The organism is Kitasatospora sp. NPDC089797, from assembly GCF_040684795.1.
GTDB lineage: Bacteria > Actinomycetota > Actinomycetes > Streptomycetales > Streptomycetaceae > Kitasatospora.
In genome coordinates this window covers 24,439-40,918 of sequence record NZ_JBFBGS010000008.1, presented here as the reverse complement: position 1 = coordinate 40,918, position 16,480 = coordinate 24,439, and the positions used below count along the sequence as shown (strand labels likewise).

Genomic DNA, 16,480 nt, shown 5'->3' with positions numbered 1-16,480 from the left:
CCGGGGGCACCGGCTGGGCACGGGGCGTCGGTTCCGGCCCGGGTGGTTGAGCGGGCCCACCGGGCGGAGGCCCGAAACCGGTCGCGGGGCCGAAGGCGCCGCTCGGACTCTGTGGTGGCACACCGGTGGCCGGAGCGGGCCCCCCGGCCGGTGCCTGCTGCGGTGGCGGGTAGGGCTGGCCCGGCTCGCCACTCGGTACCGGTCGATCGCTCATGGCCGGAATGCTAGGGCATCGGCACCATCGCGCCCATGGGGGGTGCGCGGGCGGATCACCGAGCCCACCGCCCCCGTCCGGACGCCGTCCGGGACGCCCCGACCGGCCCGCCCCGCCGACTCCCCACTCACGCGGCCCCGTTGTACGGGATCCTCCAACGCTGCGAGACCACGTCCGCGCACGGGCGCAGCTGAGCCGCCGTGCCCTCCGCGAGGACGCCGGCGGCGGTGCCCAAGCACAGGCCCGAGTCCGGGTGCGCCAACCTCCCGCCCGCCGCGGGCGTCCAGCGCTGGCCGGAGCCGCCGGTGCAGTCGGTCAGTGTCACCACGGTCCGGTCCGGCCCCGGCGCCAGACAGGCCGCTCCCGCGCGCAACGAACCGTCGTTGCCCACCGTCCAGTTGGTCGACGAACCCGGGTCACCGCAGGCTCCGACGGTCACCACGGCACCGGCACCGTGCCGCAGGCAGACGCCCGGTGCCCCGGCCGGGATCTCACCGACCGGCAGCCCGACCCGGTTGTGGAAGGCGAAGGACTCGCTGCGCAGACCGGTGCCTCCGCTCCACACCTCGAAACCCGCCTGCACCCGGCACAGGTAGGAGCCCTCGGGGACATAGCCGCGGGCCATCGCGTCGGCGGTGAACAGCCGCAGGTCCAAGCCCCTTGCGGTGTGGGTCGGTTGGGCGCGCACATAGCTGATGACGCTGTGCGGGCCGGTGATCGGCGCCTGGAACACGTTGTACGCCGCGTCCCCGAACTGCTGGTCGTCCGCGACCTTGTCCCCCGCCGGACGCACGCTGTCGGTGGCGTCCAGCCAGACCATCAGCTCGGCGCTCTCCCCCGGCGCGCAGTTGTCCGGGCTGGAGCCGTACCAGAGGTCGAACGACAGGTTGAAGGAACCGCTCACCCTCCCGTTGGCCTCCCAGTCGGCGGTCGCGTCACCGAGCGCGCTGACCGGCACCGGCAGCCCGTCCGCGCCCGGGGCGGTGGAGACATTGGGATAGGCCCCCGGGGCCAGCGGGTTCTTCGGGACGAAGTCACGGATCCGGGACACCGTGAAGCCGGTGTCGCCCACCGGGTCCACGCAGACCGTGCCCGCGGTGTTCCACGGATTGGGTTCGAGGACCTTCGACCCGGCGTCCAGCGCCAACTTGGGGAACGGGACCTGCGGGGTCGAACACAGACCCGCGTCCGCCGCCGCGGTGGTGAGCGGCGTCCGCTCCGCCGCACCGACCTGGCCGCTGCACCCGGCCAACAGCACGGCGACCGCACCGGCCGCGACGACCGTCCGCAGCCTGCGCGCGGCACGTCCGGCCCCACCGAACTCGATGTTCATCACGCTTCCCCGAACCGTCCTCGCCCCCTTGGGCGGCCAACCGTACACAAGTGCTTCAGTCGCACCGCCGTGCGCATCACGACCGGAACCCGCTACCGGTTCCGGGCGACCCCCGGGAGAGGGGGGAGAGAACTCACCGCAACCAGTCCCGTACGATCCTGGCGTCCCGCACGCGGCCGACCGGTAACGGCCGACCGGCGGGGAAGGTTCAGATCGACACGGCTTCGGGGGAGTAGAGCACGTGACCGTCACCGAGAGCACGCGACTCGCGGGCAGTGGTCAACCACCCGGCTCACGTCGCCGCAGCCGGCGTGCCCCGGCCGCCCGCAACCAGTGGGGGTTGCTCCCCCAACCACCGGACAACACCGAGAAGTACCTGTACGCGCGCACCCACCTGTGGGTGCTGACCTGCTTCTCCCTGATCAGCTTCGGCTGCATGGTGGCCAGCGAGATCGGCCTGCTGAGCGCGACGCCGTGGTTCCTCGTCTTCGTCCCGCCGCTCGCCTTCACCGTCGTCTACTACCTGATCTCCCGATGGGTGCACGGCTTCAACCAGACCTTCGACCTCGCGGCGCACCGCGCCCTGGTCAAGTCCTGGCAGCCCGAGCACTATCCGACCGTCGACGTCTTCCTGCCCGTCGCCGGCGAACCGATCGAAGTCCTGCACAACACCTGGACCCACGTCGCCCGCCTGCGCGACCAGTACCCGGGCGAGGTCACGCCGTACGTCCTCGATGACAGCAACAGCCCCCAGCTCGCGCAGATGGCCGTCGACTTCGCGTTCGTCTACGGCACCAGGAACAGGCTCGGCTGGTTCAAGAAGGCCGGGAACCTGCAGTTCGGCTTCCGCAACTCGGACAGCGAGTACATCCTCATCCTGGACGCCGACTTCGCACCCCGGCCGGACCTCTTGAGCGAGATGCTCCCCTACATGGCGGCCGATCCCCGCCTCGGCATCGTCCAGTCCCCGCAGTTCTTCCGCATCCTCGACTCGCAGAACTGGATCGAGCGCGGCGCGGGCGCCGTCCAGGAGCTGTTCTACCGGACCGTCCAGGTCTCCCGGCAGCGCAACGACGGCGCCATCTGCGTGGGCAGTTGCGCGATCTACCGGCGGGCCGCCCTGGAGGAGAACGGCGGCACCACCCTGATCGGCCACTCCGAGGACGTGCACACCGGGTTCGACCTGCGCCGCCTGGGCTGGGACCTGCGGTACATACCCGTCGCCCTGGCCACCGGGGTCTGCCCCGACAACGTCGGCGGATTCTTCAACCAGCAGTACCGATGGTGCACCGGCTCCATGAGCCTGCTCGGCAGCCGGAAGTTCTGGCTCACCAAGCTCCCGACGGTCACCCGCGCCTGCTACCTGTCCGGGTTCTTCTACTACATCCACACGGCGCTCTTCACCGTCGTCTCCCCGCTCATCCCGATCGTCCTGCTGCTCGCCCGCCCCGACCTGGTCCGCTGGCAGAACACCGCGCTGGTCCTGCCCGGCCTCATCTACGCGACGGTCATCTTCCCGCTGTGGCACCGCAACCCGTACCGGCTGGAGGCCTGGGCCGCCCGGATGATGTACGGCTGGGCGCACGTCTTCGCCATCTGGGACATCGTGCGCCGCAACCGGATGGCCTGGCAGCCGACCGGCTCCACCGGCGCCAGGAAGAACCGGACCCGACGGTTCTGGATCGGCGTGATCGTCTGGGGCGGCGGGACCGCACTGCTCTGGGTGGGGGTGAGCATCTGGCGGATGCTCACCATGGGCCCGCTGAACTTCGCCCTCGTCCTCGCCTCCGGGCTGTTCTACGCCACCATCGTCGGCCGGGTCCTCGTCCAACCGCGCCCCACGGAAGCAGGGTGATCACCATGTCCGCCCACCCCCGACGGGCCGGCGCCCTTCGTCGCCGACTGGCGCTCACGCTGCTGACCGCCGCCCTGCTGCTCACCGGCTGCGGCCCCGCGGACCCGGGCTTCGCGCTGCAGGACGAGCTCGCCCCGCCCGCGCCGACCGCCACCGGCCCCGGTGCCGCCCCCGGTGCCACCGCCAGGCCGCAGGCACTGCCCACCGGCGTGCCCTACGACGTCACCCCGCTGCTCAAGCCGAGCCACAAGTACCTGGGCGTCGCGCTCCCGGACGTCCCCGCGTCGATGGACGCGCTGCCCGGCTACACCACCGCGATCGGCAAGCAGCCGAACGTCCTGGCCTACTACGCCCACTGGCAGGGCGGTTTCGACAGCGCCGGCGCGCGCCGGATCTACCAGGCCGGCGCCCTGCCCTTCATGGCCTGGGAGCCGTACGGCCACTCGCTCGCCTCGATCGCGGCCGGCGACACCGACGACTACGTCCGGGGCGTGGCCAAGGCGGTCGCCAAGCTCAACCTCCCGATCGCCGTGAGCATCGCGCACGAGATGAACGGCGACTGGTACCCGTGGGGCCGCAAGAACGCCGCCCCCCAGGACTTCGTCGCGGCCTGGCGGCACGTCCACGACATCTTCGACAACGCCGGCGCGACCAACGTGATCTGGGTCTGGAGCCCCAACATCACCCTCCCCGCGCCCAACACACGGCTCGCGCCGTACTACCCCGGCGACGCCTACGTCGACTGGGCGGGCATGACCGGCTACTTCACCCGCACCGATCCCGACGCCTTCGACGAGCTGTACGGGCCGACGATGGCCGAGATCCGCGCCTTCTGCAAGAAGCCCTTCTTCATCAGCGAGACCGCCGTCGAACAGGGCAAGCACCAACGCGAGGACACCGACCAGCTGTTCTCCGGCCTGGAGGAGCACGACGACATCGTCGGCTTCATCTGGTTCAACATGATCAAGCGAGCCGACTGGCGGGTCGAGTCCGTCCCGGACACCCTGGCCACCTTCAGGAAACGCGTGTCCGACCCCCGCTACGGCTTCGACATCCGGGACCCACGATGAGCACAGAGCCCGAGTCCTCCCCGCAGCACTCCGCCGGCCCGGAACCGCGGGCGGGCCTCCCCTCGCCCCGCCGCGCCGGCCCCGGAACCGGAACCGACGCCCCCGGAGCCGCGACCGCGGCCAACCCCGACGGGATCGAACTCGCTCCGTACACCATCCCGCAGGCCCCCGCGATCGGCTGGAACCCGGCCCCCAGCCCCCGGCGGCGCTGGATCGCCCGCGGCCTGCTCGCCGCGGTCCTGGCCGTCCAGGCCGCGCTCTCGCTGCGCCTGCTCGCCGCCGCCCACCCCGACGAGGCCGCCGCCATGGTCGCCGGCCGCCAGCAGCTCGCCCACCTCCTGCACGGCACCCCGGTCACCACCGACCTGCTCGACCGCATCCCCGGGTCGCCCTGGCTCTACCCCCCGCTGGCCGGTGCCACCGCGAACGCCAACGGCATCTGGGGCACCCGGCTGCTCAGCCTCGGCCTGGCGCTGCTCACCACGGCACTGCTGTACTCGCTGACCCGGCGGCTCTTCAACGAGCGGGTCGCCATCTGCGGCATAGCGGCGTACGCGGTCCTGCAGTCCACCGTCGTGGTCGGCTTCTACGGCGCCCCCGAGTCCCTCGCCGTCCTGCTGGTCGCCCTCGCGGCCTGGACCCTCGTGTTCACCGCCCGGCGCCACCCGCTCCTGGCGCTGCTGGCCGCCCCGACCACGGCACTGGCCTGTGCCGTCGCCTACTCCGCGGTGCTCGCCGTCCCCGCCCTGGTCCTGCTGGCCCTGGCCGGCGCCTGGCCGCACCGCCGGCTCGGCCCGGCCACCCTGCGGGCCGTGCTGCTGGGGGGCGGCACCGTCCTCCTGCTGCTGCCCTTCGGCATGCTGGGGAAGGCCGTCCGGTGGTCCCCCGCGCAGGGCGGCGCCACCGGCTCGGCCGGCTCCGTCCTACTGAACGCCGTCCAGTGGGGCGGCCTCTTCACCCTCCTCGCGGTGGCGGGCACGGTCGGGTACGCCCGCCGCGCGCAGATGCACGAGCACGAGTCGCCCGAGGCCGACGGCGTGGCCACCACCCGCGCCCAGCGGGCCCTGCTCGGCACGGTCCTGACCGCCACCGCGCTGCTGGTCCCCACCGTCCACCTGTGGACGGGCACCTCCGGAGCGCTGTTCCGCCACCTCGGCTACGCCATGCTGCTGGCCGCCCCGATCGCCGGCCTCGGCCTCACCCGGCTGATCGGCGCCCACTTCCGCCACCCCCAGCTGGGCATCCTGGTCTGGGTCGCCCTTCTGGCCCTGGGCCTGGAGCAGTCCTCCCTGCGCTACCAGAACGGGCCCGACTCTGGCCGCCTGCTGGCCGTCCTGCGGGCCCACGCCGTCCCCCAGGGCCACTACCTGACCGAGGTCGACGGCCTCGCCGAGTACTACCTGGGGAGCGTCAGCAAGCCCGAGCAATGGGTCTCCGCGCGGGCCGGGACGGACTACCGCGACGGCGCCGGAGTGCAGCACCACGGCGAGGAGGGCAGCGCCGCCGCGATCCGGGACGGCTGGTTCACCATGGTCGTCCTCGACAGCACCGCGCCGGCGCCCGCCGACCGCGCCCTGGGCGCCGTCCTGGCCTCCTCCGGGCGGTACCGGTTGATCGCCCAATTCACCTCGCCGACCGGCGATTCGGGTACGTACAAGGTCTACCTGAAGCACTGAGCGCCCGCCTGGCCCACCGGCATCCGCGACACGCCAAGCACAACATATGGTGCCGCCGCAGTTCGTCGCCACTACATGTATGCTCGCTTCTGCTGTCGATGCAGGGGAACCCGGTGCGAATCCGGGACTGCCCCGCAGCGGTGTGCGGGCGGCTCCAGCAGCCGTACCGCGAGTCCGATTACCTGCCGACCAGCGTGCGCACGGCCCTCCCGCAGAGGCCGCACAAGCACCAGTACGACCCCCTCCGGGCCTCGCGGGCGGGCCGGGGAGACACCTCGCGCGGCGCTTTCTGTGTTCGCGCCGTGCTCCCCTGCCCACATCGGCCCGGGTGACCCCGATCACGCCGCCGATCGCCGCCAGGAGAGAGCGCCTTGACCACCGCTGCCTCAGCCACCCTGCCCACCCAGGGCACCGGTACCGCCTTTGTCGACCCGACGGTCGCCGACCCCGGCGGCGCGCTCCTGCGGCTGCTCACCGACCGCAGCGCCGACCTCACCGAGGTCGACCCCGGCCATGTCGCCGCCGCCGCGCTGCGCGGCCGCCACGCCGGCTCGGACTTCGCCGAGCTCCGCGGGCTGGCCGTGGACGCCGCCGCGTCGATGATCGCCGAGGACCCCCAGTACTCGAAGCTCGCGGCCCGCCTGCTGGCCCTGGAGATCGTCGACGAGGCGAACAGCCAGGGTTCCACCTCCTTCGCCGCCTCGATCACCGTCGGCCACGCCGAGGGCCTGATCGGCGACGCCACCGCCGCCTTCGTCGCCAAGCACGCCGCCGCCCTGGACGCCCTGATCGACACCAAGGGCGACGACCGGTTCGAGTACTTCGGCCTGCGCACCGTGCAGTCCCGCTACCTGCTGCGCCACCCGATCACCCGCAAGGTGATCGAGACCCCGCAGCACTTCCTGCTCCGCGTCGCCTGCGGCCTGGCGGTCGGCGACAGCGACCAGTCCGTGCGCGAGGTCGCCGAGCTGTACGGCCTGATGAGCCGCCTGGAGTACCTGACCTCCTCGCCGACGCTCTTCAACTCCGGCACCCGGCACCCGCAGATGTCCAGCTGCTACCTGCTGGACTCGCCGCTGGACAACCTGGACTCGATCTACAACCGCTACGCGCAGATCGCCCGGCTGTCCAAGCACGCCGGCGGCATCGGCCTGTCCTACTCGCGCATCCGCTCGCGCGGCAGCCTGATCCGCGGCACCAACGGCAAGTCCAACGGCATCGTGCCGTTCCTGCGCACCCTCGACTCCTCGGTCGCCGCCGTCAACCAGGGCGGCCGCCGCAAGGGCGCGGCCTGCGTCTACCTGGAGACCTGGCACGCCGACATCGAGGAGTTCCTGGAGCTCCGCGACAACACCGGCGAAGAGGCCCGCCGCACCCACAACCTCAACCTGGCGCACTGGATCCCGGACGAGTTCATGCGCCGCGTGAACGCCAACGCCGACTGGTCGCTGTTCTCCCCGGCCGACGTGCCCGAGCTGGTCGACCTGTGGGGCGCCGAGTTCGACGAGGCCTACCGCAAGGCCGAGCTGGCCGGCAAGGCCGTCCGCACCATCCCGGCGCAGACCCTGTACGCCCGCATGATGCGCACCCTGGCGCAGACCGGCAACGGTTGGATGACCTTCAAGGACGCCTCCAACCGCGCCGCCAACCAGACCGCGCTGCCGGGCCGCACGGTGCACTCCTCCAACCTGTGCACCGAGATCCTGGAGGTCACGGACGACTCCGAGACCGCCGTCTGCAACCTCGGCTCGGTCAACCTCGGCGCCCACGTCGCCGTCGGCGCCTCGGCCGACGACCTGCTCGGCGCCATGGACTGGGAGCGCCTGGACGCGACCGTCCGCACCGCCGTGACCTTCCTCGACCGCGTGGTGGACATCAACTTCTACCCGACCACCGAGGCCGGCACCTCCAACTCCCGCTGGCGGCCGGTCGGCCTCGGCGTGATGGGCCTCCAGGACGTCTTCTTCAAGCTGCGGATCGACTTCGACTCCGCCGAGGCGATGAAGATGTCCACCATGATCGCCGAGCGCATCATGCTCACCGCCTACGAGCGCTCCGCCGAGCTGGCCGAGCAGCTGGGCCGCCACGAGGCCTACGACGAGACCCGCGCCGCCCGCGGCGAGCTGCACATCGACCACTTCGACGTGGCCCCGCAGTGGGGTGCCCGCTGGGAGGCGCTGCGCGCCCGCATCGCCGTCACCGGCCTGCGCAACTCGCTGCTGCTCGCGATCGCCCCGACCGCGACCATCGCCTCGATCGCCGGCGTCTACGAGTGCATCGAGCCGCAGGTGTCCAACCTGTTCAAGCGCGAGACGCTGTCCGGTGAGTTCCTCCAGGTCAACCCGTACCTGGTGCGCGAGCTCAAGGAGCTCGGTGTCTGGGACCAGCAGACCCGCGACGCCCTGCGCGACGCCAACGGCTCGGTGCAGGAGCTCAGTTGGCTGCCCGCCGAGGTCCGCTCGCTCTACCGCACCGCGTGGGAGCTGCCGCAGCGCGCCCTGATCGACCTGGCCGCGGCCCGCATGCCCTACCTGGACCAGAGCCAGTCGCTGAACCTGTTCATGGCGGCGCCCACCATCGGCAAGCTCAGCTCGATGTACGCCTACGCGTGGAAGGTCGGTCTGAAGACCACCTACTACCTGCGTTCGCGCCCCGCGACCCGCATCGCCCAGGCCGCCTCCGGCACCGCCCGTGCCGCCGCGCCCGCGCCGGTGCCCGTGAACACCCCGACCCTCACCCCGGAGCAGGAGGCCGCCATCGCCTGCTCCCTGGAGAACCCCGAGTCCTGCGAGGCCTGCCAGTAATGACTGCCGACGACCGCAAGAAGATGCTGCTCGACCCCGGCTTCGAGCTGACCCTGCGCCCGATGCGCTACCCGTCGTTCTACGACCGGTACCGCGACGCGATCAAGAACACCTGGACCGTCGAGGAGGTGGACCTGCACTCCGACGTCGCCGACCTGGCGAAGCTCAGCGAGGGCGAGCGCCACCTGATCGGCCGCCTGGTCGCCTTCTTCGCGACGGGTGACTCGATCGTCTCCAACAACGTGGTGCTGAGCCTCTACAAGCACATCAACTCCCCGGAGGCGCGGCTCTACCTGAGCCGTCAGCTGTTCGAGGAGGCCGTGCACGTCCAGTTCTACCTGACGCTGCTGGACACCTACCTTCCGGACCCGGAGGACCGCAACGCGGCCTTCGCCGCGGTGGAGAACATCCCCTCCATCCGCCAGAAGGCCCAGTTCTGCTTCAAGTACATGAACGCCGTCGACCACATCGAGTCGCTGCAGACCAAGGAGGACCGCCGCGCGTTCCTCCTGAACCTGATCTGCTTCGCGGCGTGCGTCGAGGGGCTGTTCTTCTACGGCGCGTTCGCGTACGTGTACTGGTTCCGGAGCCGTGGCCTGCTGCACGGCCTCGCGACCGGCACCAACTGGGTGTTCCGCGACGAGTCCATGCACATGGACTTCGCGATGTCGGTGGTCGACACCGTCCGCGAGGAGGAGCCCGACCTCTTCGACGATGAGATGGCCAAGCAGGTCACGGAGATGCTGGAGGAGGCCGTCGAGGCCGAGCTCCAGTTCGCCCAGGACCTCTGCGGTGACGGTCTCGCCGGCATGAACACCGACTCCATGCGCCAGTACCTGGAGGCCGTCGCCGACCAGCGCCTGGCGCGGCTCGGCCTGCCGATCCGCTACGGGTCGACCAACCCGTTCGGCTTCATGGAGCTCCAGAACGTCCAGGAGCTGACCAACTTCTTCGAGCGCCGGGTGTCGGCGTACCAGGTCGCGGTCGAGGGCTCGGTCGCCTTCGACGACGACTTCTAAAGAAGACGAATCAACAGAGGTGCCCCGCCCGGCCACAGCCCGTGCGGGGCACCTCTCTTGTCCTAGTCGGCCCACGCCTCACCCTCGAACAGCAGGACCGGCCCGCCCGGATCCTTCGCGCCCCGGACGGCCCGCGAGCTCCGGACTCCCTTGCCGTGCGCGGGAAGTCGACCGATCCGACTTCCCGCGCGCCACCTCCGCCTACTCCTCCCACCACTCGGCCGCGCAGAACCGGACCTCGCTGAGCATGGCGTCCCCGGCCCGGACGGCCCGGACGTACCAGTTGTCCCCGTACGGCCCCTGGTCCCCGGCACAGGTGACACGCAGACCCACGCCCCGGGTCCCGACGTGGCGGTCGACCTCCCCGTCGACCTCGGACACCGGCCGACCGATCAGCCGGATGCCCTCGAACTCGACCTGCGGCCCGGTGAACGCGTGCACGGTCACGGCCCCCAGCACGGGGACTTGGGACCGGTACTCGTAGTGGGCGGTCACCCCGACCCCGTCGAAGACGTCCGCGTGCAGGAACCACTGTCCCGCCTCGCGCGGAAGCCAGGGCCAGGGATCGGGGAAGGACCCCTGCCGCTCGGTCGGTGCCGCACCCCCCAGAGCGGCCGCCACCTCCGAAGGGCCCATGCCGAACCGCAGCGGCCCGACGCCCTCCAGCGGCACGCACCCCCAGCGGGCCCGCTCCCGCTCGGAAGTCACCGGCCGCTCAGCGGAGTTCGCGATCTGCCCGCGCGCACCGCCCCACCCCCACGGGGTGCCCCGCCACCGGACGACCGTCTCGAACCCGTACGGATCCTCGGCCAGCCCCGGCCCGACCAGCAGGGCGTCGGTCACCACCCGGCCCGTCCGCGCGCCGAACGGCCCGGACGCCGGCTCCTGTTCGTGCACCGCGCCGATCGACACGCCCCACGCGGCCACCTGCGGTTCACCGCCCGGGCCGACGCGGGTCGGCACGCCCTGCCGACGGGCGAGCCCGAGGAGGTCCGACCGCACCTCCGAGGGCGCCCTGGCGATCAACTCGACATCGCCCAGCCGCACCGAGGGGCCGGAGAGCGCATCGATCGCCACCGCGACCAGGCTCGACCCACCTGCGAAGATCGCGGTCACGCCTCCGGCCCGGTAGGTCTCCCAACCGGATGACACCACGGGCGCCGGCTCCCCCAGAGCCTCCCCGACCTCGGTCGGACTCATCCCGAACCGCAGCGGCCCGACCCCCACCAACGGATCGAGCACCCACCGCACCCGCTCCCCGCCCGCGTTCCTCTTCTGCCGGTCCACCGGTGCACCCTCCATGATCGCCGCCTCGTCCGAACCCTGGGCAGCCCCTCCGACAGCGCCCCGGACAGCGCGGAGGCCGGTGCGGATCGCTCCGCACCGGCCTCCGTCGAATCCGTCGAATCCGTCGGACCCGTCGGGTCTCAGGCGTTCGCCACCGTCGCGTACTTCGGGGTGCCCTCGGCCATCTGCTTCAGGGCGTCCTTGCGGTCCCGCTTCGACAGCTTGTCGATGTACAGGAACCCGAACAGGTGGTCGGTCTCGTGCTGGAGGCAGCGGGCGAAGAAGCCGGTGCCCTCGACCCGGATCGGGTTGCCGTCCTTGTCCACGCCGGTCACCGCGGCGTAGTCCGGACGGGCCAGCTCGGCGTAGGCGCCCGGCACCGAGAGGCAGCCCTCGTTGCCGTCGTCGAGCACCCGACGGCGGTCGGCCGGGTACTCCTCCAGAACGGGGTTGATCACGTGGCCGATGTGGCGCACGCCCTCGTCGTCGGGGCAGTCGTAGACGAAGACCTTGAGGTCGACGCCGATCTGGTTGGCGGCCAGGCCCACGCCCTCGGCGGCGTACATCGACTGGAACATGTCGTCGATCAGCGCGGACAGCTCGCCGTCGAAGGCGGTGACGTCCTTGACCTCGCGGTGCAGGACGGGGTTGCCGACCACGGTGATCGGACGCGCGGTGCCCTTGCTGAGGTCGGGCTCCTCGCCGATCACCTTCACGGGGGCCTCGGGCGCCGCCCCCTCCACGCCGTGCTCGTGCTGGTGGTCGTGCTGCTCGGCCTGCTCCGCCATGTCTTCCGCTTCCATAGGTCTACACGTACCTGTCCAGGGTACTCAGCAGACTTCTTCGAGGTCCCGGTACGCCCGGCTTGCGGGGGCGGCCGCGGCCCAGCGGTCCAGCAGCGTGCGGACCAGCGCGGCGGGGGCGGCGATCCCGCACTCGCGCTCGACCAGCCAGGACATCCCGGCCGCGCCGCCCTGGCTGAGGTGGCTGAGGTGCCCGGGGTGGGCGGCGTCACCGTCGTCGTGCGGGTCGTGGTGGGCGACCACGCCGTCGTCCGAGGCCATCCGGCTCTCCGAGCAGGCGCGGCACAGCAGCCGCACCGAGGAGGTCCAGTCCTCGGCCGCGTACCCGGCCTCGGCGACCAGCCGCTCCAGCGCGTCCCGGTCGTCGGCGGTGGCGGCCTGGAGCAGCACCACGTAGGTCGGCACCGGGGACGGCGCCCACAGCTCGATCTCGTCGAACACCGGGTAGGCGACGCCGTCCGTGACCCGCTCGCCGTGCGGGGCGCCGTCGTGCAGCACCACCTCGCCCCAGCGGCGGCCGGAGGACGGCAGCGGGATGGACAGCACCTCGATCCGGGCCGGGTCGAGCCGGCGGCCCCACACCACCTCGGACTCGCCGTCCGGGGACAGCCGCACCGGGGTGGTGCCGAGGTCCAGGCTGACCGGGCCGTCCCCGCCGGGGCCGCCGGGCAGCTTCAGCCCGTAGGCCTGCCAGGCGCGGCGGGCCAGCGGCCAGTCCTGGAGGGCGGTGGCGGTGATGCCGAGGTTCCACCAGTCGGGGGCGCCGTGCTCGCGGTCCAGCAGGGCGACGGCGCGCAGGCCGGCCGAGCGGGCCTGCTCCCAGTCACGGCGGAACTTGTGCAGCAGGGCGAGGTTGAACCAGGAGTCGGACAGCCACGGCTCCAGGTCGGCGGCCATCACCAGCAGGGCGCCGGCGTCCTCGTAGCGGCCGTCGCCGATCAGCGTGAAGGCCCGGTCGGTCGTCTGCCGCCAGGTGGCGGACGGCCGGTGCCGTGCCCGGTGGAAGATCCTCACGTTCGTCCCTGCCGTCGTCGTCCGCTCAAGTCCCTTACCGCCGGGGCCGTCCCGTCCTCGACGGGGCCCGGTCCCGGTGTCCCGGGTCGGTGTTCCACGCTACGACCGCATCCAACCACGCCCGCCCCCGCCCGCGCTCCCCACCGCCGAGGTTGGGGACCGCCCCTCCCCAGCCTGCCCGCCGGAGCGCGCCTCCTCAACCCCTGGCGGGTGCCGCTCGACCGCGCCCCGACCGGGACCGCCGCGCCCCGACCGCCCGGCCGCGCCCGGTCGCCCGCCCGCACCCCGGCCGTCCGACCGCGCCCCGGGCGCCCCGACCTGGGCCGTCACACCCCGCCCGCACGCCGACGGCGCCCCGCCCCGGGCCGGCGCGCCCCCGGCAGCCGAGGGGCGCGGTCGGACCGCCCGGGCCCGCGGCTCAGCCCCGGGCCTGCCCGCCGACCCGGGCGAGGGCGTCCACCACCCGGGCGTCGTAGACCCGCCCGCGCCCCAGCCGCAGCAGCTCCAGCGCCTCCAGCCGCCCCACCGCCTCGCCGAGGCCCCGGCCGCGGGCGGCGGTCAGCAGGTCGTCGTGGGCGTTGGCGACCCGGATGATCCGGGCGGCCAGCGGCACCGGCCCCTCGGCGCCGACCGGCCCGGGGCAGGGGTCGGCCAGTCGGGCGACCTGCTCCGCGACCTGCCGGGGCACCCCGGTGCGGCTGATCACCTCGCTGCCGAGCCGGGCGATGCGCTGCTGCTCGTCGCAGGGCAGCAGCGCGGTCGCGCCGTCCGGCACCGGCTCGACCAGGGACAGCTGGCCGACGTCGTGCATCAGCGCCGCGTACTCCAGCAGGGCGAGCTCCCGGGTGCCCAGACCCAGCTCGCGCCCGAGCGCGCACGCCGTGTCCGCGACCCGGCGCGCGTGGCCGTGCGGGGTGTAGCCGGCCACCTCGGTGGCCCGGGCGAGGCTCGCGATGGTCTGCCCGGTGGTGGCCCGCACCGCCGCGGCCCGCCGGAAGGAGACCTGGGCGAGCAGCAGCGGGGTGCAGAACAGCGGCAACGCCCACAGCCCGACCTCGCCGGCCGCGAGGCTGACCAGCATCCCGGTGGCGACGATCGCCGAGCCGATCCCGAACAGCGAGCGCAGCTCGTCCTCCAGCGCCGCCGGCAGCCGCAGCCCGGTCGCGGAGGCGCGCAGCAGCGCCGCCAGGGTGGCGTCGCAGAGTGCGGCCAGCGCGGCGACAGCGGTCAGGAACGCCCCATAGGCCGGGCCCTCGGGCGAGAAGCGGTCGACCATGCCGCCGTTGTAGAGCGGCTGGAAGACGGCCGCGGCGAAGCCGACGGCGAGCAGCCGACGGGCGGCGCTGTCGCGGCGGGCCGGGTCGGCCCAGGGCGGGCGCCGGTGCGGACGGCCGGGGCGGTGCGGCACGGCGAGGCCGGGCAGCCAGCCCAGCAGCAGGCCGACCCCGGTCACCGCGACGACCTGGAGCGTGCCGTGCGCGGTCGGCACCCCGCGCAGCGGCCCGAGCAGGGCGTACGCCAGCGCGCCGGCCGCGCCGATGGGCGCCTGCTCGCGATCGCCCGGAAGGGTGATCCGGACGCATTCGCCGAGCGCGATCAGCGCGGTGAACGCCAGCGCGACCCTCGGCTCCGCGACCCCGCGCACCGCGACCACACCGAGCGCGAGCAGCAGCAGCCCGGCGGCCGAGGCGTACAGGGCGCGGGCGGTGCGGCCGCGCGCCGCCGGGGTGCGGGCGCCCGGGCCGGCCGTCGGGCCGACGGCCGCGCGGACGGGCCCCTGAGCGCGACCGGGGCCGGCCCCGCGACCATGATCATGACCGCGGCCGCGACCGGGGCCGGTCACGGCTGCCCGGCCGCGGGGACGCTCCCGCCCTGGGCGGGCACCCGGCCGGGCGCGGCCCGCGCCGGTTCGGGCACCCCGAGCGGGATGTCCGGGACGGCCCGCACGCAGTCCTCGGAGTGCACCACCGGCTGCCAGCCGTGCACGGCCAGCGCGTCGATCAGGGCCCGCACCATCACCGGGTCGAACTGGCTGCCGGAGCAGCGCTCCAGTTCGGCGACCGCCTCGGCGACCGGGCGCCCGCGCCGGTAGGAGCGGGTGGAGGTCATCGAGTCGAAGGCGTCGGCGACGGAGATGATCCGGGCGAACTCGGGGATCTGCCGGCCGGCCAGCCCGCTCGGGTAGCCGCGCCCGTCCATCCGCTCGTGGTGGTGCAGGATCCCGGAGTGCGCCTCGCCGAGGAAGTCGATCCCGCGCACCAGCTCGTACCCGTACACCGGGTGGACCTCCACCGCGCGGCGCTCGTCCTCGCTGAGGGGACCGTTTCTGCGCAGCAGCTCGGTGGCCACGCCGAGCTTGCCGACGTCGTGCAGGATCCCGGCGAAGCGCAGGGTGCGCAGCCGCTCGGGCTCCATGCCGAGCTGATCGGCGATCAGCACCGAGGCCCGGCCGACCCGTTCGCTGTGCCCGCGGGTGTACGCGTCCTTGATCTCCACCGCCTGCACCAGCGCCTGCACGGTGGCCTGGTGGGCGTCCCGCTCGCGCTGCCCCTGGGCGAACACCCAGGCCGAGATGGACAGCGGCAGCAGCGCCAGCAGCGCGGCGAACGCCCCGTACGGGCCCTGCCAGAGCACCGCGACCATCAGCCCGCCGGCCGCGTGCACCAGCACCGGCAGCCCGCACACCGCGCAGGCGCCGCGCAGCACCTCGACGGCCCGCCGACCCTCGCTGAGCCGCACCATCACGCCCACCACCAGCCCGTTGACCAGGCAGAACGCGGCGACGGCGGCGAAGCCGGGCAGCAGCGCGGCCGGGAACCGGGAGCCCAGCAGCAGCTGCGGGCCGTGCAGCAGGTGGAAGGCGACCGAGGAGGCGAAGGCGCACAGCGCGAGCTGGGAGCCGTTGAACAGCTGGCGGCCACGGCAGCCGGGGCCGGTCGGGCCGCCGAGCAGCGCGGCCGGCGCCGCGACCAGGGCGGCGGCGGCCGGCGGGAGCATCAGCACCCCGGCGAACAGCACCGGGAAGAAGGCGTTCACGCCGGGGCGGGCGGGGGCCCGGCGGGCCGGCGTGGGCAGCCGCAGCAGCCGGCGCACCAACAGCGAGCAGGGGGTCGGCAGGCCCTGGGCGAGCGACTCCCAGCAGCCGTGCAGGAAGCCCAGCAGCCCGACCTTGGGCCAGTCCACCGGGTGGCCGAGCCAGTGCGGCAGCCCGGGCGTGACGGCCGGCGGCAGCAGCGGCAGCAGGCAGCACAGCGCTGCCACCGGAACGGCGACCAGGTAGCGCGCAGCCCCCTGCGGCAGGGTCTCGCCTCCACTGTCGGTAGCGATCTCGACCTCCCCGCGTCCGGGCCCCGTGTTGCCTCAGCGCGCCGGGGGGACCGGCGGTGAGCGTCCGTCAGGAGAATA

The 16,480-nt window shown here is 73.2% G+C and carries 11 protein-coding genes and 1 riboswitch; of the genes, 5 read left to right on the top strand and 6 right to left on the bottom strand.

Annotated elements, in window-relative coordinates; all coding sequences use genetic code 11:
• Nucleotides 1–341 precede the first annotated feature (341 nt).
• Nucleotides 342–1,547, bottom strand: a complete 1,206-nt coding sequence (locus tag AB0O91_RS08285; protein ID WP_363429219.1) for a ricin-type beta-trefoil lectin domain protein — start codon at nt 1,545–1,547, stop codon at nt 342–344.
• A 436-nt stretch (nt 1,548–1,983) separates the two neighbouring features.
• Here AB0O91_RS08285 and AB0O91_RS08280 point away from each other — a divergent pair, with 436 nt between their 5' ends.
• From AB0O91_RS08280 to AB0O91_RS08260, 5 genes are all read left to right on the top strand, one after another.
• A complete protein-coding gene (locus AB0O91_RS08280; protein WP_363429467.1) occupies nt 1,984–3,402 on the top strand; it encodes a glycosyltransferase family 2 protein in 1,419 nt (472 codons plus the stop codon).
• A gap of 5 nt (nt 3,403–3,407) precedes the next feature.
• The gene (locus tag AB0O91_RS08275; protein WP_363429217.1) at nt 3,408–4,472 is read left to right on the top strand and encodes a glycosyl hydrolase; all 1,065 of its coding nucleotides are present in this window, start codon (nt 3,408–3,410) and stop codon (nt 4,470–4,472) included.
• Nucleotides 4,469–6,148, top strand: a complete 1,680-nt coding sequence (locus AB0O91_RS08270) for a glycosyltransferase family 39 protein (RefSeq protein WP_363429215.1) — start codon at nt 4,469–4,471, stop codon at nt 6,146–6,148. The genes AB0O91_RS08275 and AB0O91_RS08270 overlap by 4 nt, the downstream gene beginning before the upstream one ends.
• Before the next feature lie 62 nt (nt 6,149–6,210).
• Nucleotides 6,211–6,353, top strand: a riboswitch (cobalamin riboswitch).
• A gap of 190 nt (nt 6,354–6,543) precedes the next feature.
• Complete coding sequence (locus tag AB0O91_RS08265; protein ID WP_363429465.1) at nt 6,544–8,952, top strand: ribonucleoside-diphosphate reductase subunit alpha; 2,409 nt, start codon at nt 6,544–6,546, stop codon at nt 8,950–8,952.
• Nucleotides 8,952–9,971: a ribonucleotide-diphosphate reductase subunit beta gene (locus AB0O91_RS08260; protein WP_363429213.1), complete on the top strand. Its 1,020-nt coding sequence runs from the start codon at nt 8,952–8,954 to the stop codon at nt 9,969–9,971. Before AB0O91_RS08265 ends, AB0O91_RS08260 begins: the two co-directional genes overlap by 1 nt.
• A gap of 201 nt (nt 9,972–10,172) precedes the next feature.
• Here AB0O91_RS08260 and AB0O91_RS08255 read toward each other — a convergent pair whose 3' ends face one another.
• The 5 genes from AB0O91_RS08255 to AB0O91_RS08235 form a co-directional block, all read right to left on the bottom strand.
• Entirely contained in the window at nt 10,173–11,273 is a 1,101-nt protein-coding gene (locus tag AB0O91_RS08255; protein WP_363429211.1) for a hypothetical protein, read from the bottom strand.
• Between the two features lie 125 nt (nt 11,274–11,398).
• Entirely contained in the window at nt 11,399–12,046 is a 648-nt protein-coding gene (def, locus tag AB0O91_RS08250; RefSeq protein WP_363429209.1) for a peptide deformylase, read from the bottom strand.
• A 42-nt stretch (nt 12,047–12,088) separates the two neighbouring features.
• Nucleotides 12,089–13,075, bottom strand: a complete 987-nt coding sequence (locus AB0O91_RS08245) for a hypothetical protein (protein ID WP_363429207.1) — start codon at nt 13,073–13,075, stop codon at nt 12,089–12,091.
• Nucleotides 13,076–13,493: 418 nt separating this feature from the next.
• Nucleotides 13,494–14,918, bottom strand: a complete 1,425-nt coding sequence (locus AB0O91_RS08240; protein WP_363429205.1) for an HD domain-containing protein — start codon at nt 14,916–14,918, stop codon at nt 13,494–13,496.
• On the bottom strand, nt 14,915–16,336 hold the full coding sequence (locus tag AB0O91_RS08235; protein ID WP_363429203.1) for an HD-GYP domain-containing protein: 1,422 nt from the start codon (nt 16,334–16,336) through the stop codon (nt 14,915–14,917). Before AB0O91_RS08235 ends, AB0O91_RS08240 begins: the two co-directional genes overlap by 4 nt.
• Nucleotides 16,337–16,480 lie beyond the last annotated feature (144 nt).

Coding starts and splice junctions, on each gene's coding strand:
- AB0O91_RS08270 (WP_363429215.1), top strand. CDS start 4,469: ATGAGCACAGAGCCCGAGTCCTCCCCGCAGCACTCCGCCGGCCCGGAA.
- AB0O91_RS08255 (WP_363429211.1), bottom strand. CDS start 11,273: ATGGAGGGTGCACCGGTGGACCGGCAGAAGAGGAACGCGGGCGGGGAG.
- AB0O91_RS08275 (WP_363429217.1), top strand. CDS start 3,408: ATGTCCGCCCACCCCCGACGGGCCGGCGCCCTTCGTCGCCGACTGGCG.
- AB0O91_RS08285 (WP_363429219.1), bottom strand. CDS start 1,547: ATGAACATCGAGTTCGGTGGGGCCGGACGTGCCGCGCGCAGGCTGCGG.
- def (WP_363429209.1), bottom strand. CDS start 12,046: ATGGCGGAGCAGGCCGAGCAGCACGACCACCAGCACGAGCACGGCGTG.
- AB0O91_RS08260 (WP_363429213.1), top strand. CDS start 8,952: ATGACTGCCGACGACCGCAAGAAGATGCTGCTCGACCCCGGCTTCGAG.
- AB0O91_RS08280 (WP_363429467.1), top strand. CDS start 1,984: ATGGTGGCCAGCGAGATCGGCCTGCTGAGCGCGACGCCGTGGTTCCTC.